This is a genomic window from Campylobacter sp. BCW_6463 (assembly GCF_001762785.1).
GTDB lineage: Bacteria > Campylobacterota > Campylobacteria > Campylobacterales > Campylobacteraceae > Campylobacter_D > Campylobacter_D jejuni.
The window spans coordinates 1-1,627 of the sequence record NZ_MJXL01000063.1 but is presented as its reverse complement, the minus strand read 5'-3'; the positions used below and the strand labels follow the sequence as shown (position 1 = coordinate 1,627).

2 protein-coding genes are annotated in these 1,627 nt (G+C 23.0%); one reads left to right on the top strand and one right to left on the bottom strand.

The annotated features are described in order from the left end of the window. Positions 1-106: 106 nt before the first annotated feature. Complete coding sequence (locus AJ884_RS07135; protein ID WP_070286361.1) at positions 107-409, bottom strand: hypothetical protein; 303 nt, start codon at positions 407-409, stop codon at positions 107-109. A 549-nt stretch (positions 410-958) separates the two neighbouring features. Here AJ884_RS07135 and AJ884_RS07130 point away from each other — a divergent pair. Continuing rightward, positions 959-1,426, top strand: a complete 468-nt coding sequence (locus AJ884_RS07130; RefSeq protein WP_070286528.1) for a hypothetical protein — start codon at positions 959-961, stop codon at positions 1,424-1,426. Positions 1,427-1,627 lie beyond the last annotated feature (201 nt).

Genomic DNA, 1,627 nt, shown 5'->3' with positions numbered 1-1,627 from the left:
TGTTCTTTTTGATACACTTTATCATCTTTAAAGGCTTCAAAACTTTTTTCCCATAAAACCTTTCTTTGCTCTATATATTCTTGATCTTTACACATATTAATCCTTTTTATTTATCAGGTTTAAAACCACTATCTAAAATTATTTTTGTCATTGCACCTTTAAGTTTATCAAAACGATTTAAAGCTTGCATATTACTAACTCTATTATCATCTTTTTTATAAAACACTTTAAAAACTTCATCACTTTGTTTGTGTTTTACCATATCATCTAAAGTAGGACTATCTATGAATTCATATTCTTTGGTAAAATCTTCATTTAAAACATCGAATAAATCTTGTTTATAAGCATTTGATGAATGGGGATCGCAAGAATGAACATCAATAATATAATCTTGTATATTTTTTTGCATAGCAAATCCTTTAAAAAATAGTATAAATTTTTATTTTTAGAATGACTTAAAATCTTTTTTAATTTTTATAAATATTAAGGATATTATTTTTTTATATTATGTTGATGATCTTTTTTATCAAAGTCATAAAATGTAACAAATATGGCTACGGCTATTGCAAAAGCTAAAATAATATATTGTCCTAATGAATGAGATAAATCCATATTGTTTACTTTGTAATATGTTATTTTAACATATAAATTATAACAAAAAAGAAAAAAAATAAAATGAAAATAATAAGAAATTGATTTTTTATTATTTATTATGATAATCTTATTTGAGTACTTTTAAAAAGCTTAGAGTATAAAGTGTTGTGATGTAGCTTTTAAAAAGAAGAATAAAAACAAAGAAGCAGAAAACGCCCTTATAAAAATTATTAATTATATTCACTAACCATAGATGTAATAAAAAATATTGAGTAAAATATAATCAAAACAAATTTCTATTTATTTTTATAAAAACTGCATTTTTAAATTTGCTATGTTATAATTAAAAAAAGGTTGTATAAATATGAAAAATTATTATATTTCAGAAGGTGTAAAAGCTTTATTTTCTATCTATTTTAAAGATCAAACTGAAGAAAATTTCATTAAAGCTCTTAACGAATTTGCTAAAGAAAGCCAAATAAATTCTCAAGAAATAAAAGACAAATCTTTTAGAGAATTTAAAGAAGCCATTTCTAAATTACCAACTATAGATCTTTTGAATACTAGATTTGATAAGCTTGAATATTCAATAGGTGCTAAACTTGATAAGCTTGAAGATTCAGTTGATAAGCTTGAATATTTAATAGGTGCTAAACTTGATAAGCCTGAAGATTCAGTATGTGCTAAACTTGATAAGCTTGAAAACAAACTAGATAGTTTTAAAAGAGAAGTTAGAACATATGTAATTATTCTTGCTGCTTTAATGTTTATTTTACAGCCTACAATTTTTGATTTAATTTTGTCTATCTTTAAATCATTTCTAAGACAATAAGGTTTTTAACTTTTACTTTCGTTAGTGTCTTTATCATTGATATAATGAGCTACTAAAACCAATGTGCCAAAAATAAGAGTGATAGCACCAATTAAAATAGCTATATTATAACCATCCATTTTTTCTCCTTTTTTCAAAAAAAGTTCAATCTTTAAGAAAGATTGATGATAATGCAACTACCGTTAAAATTAGCAAACTTTC

Coding starts and splice junctions, on each gene's coding strand:
- AJ884_RS07135 (WP_070286361.1), bottom strand. CDS start 409: ATGCAAAAAAATATACAAGATTATATTATTGATGTTCATTCTTGCGAT.
- AJ884_RS07130 (WP_070286528.1), top strand. CDS start 959: ATGAAAAATTATTATATTTCAGAAGGTGTAAAAGCTTTATTTTCTATC.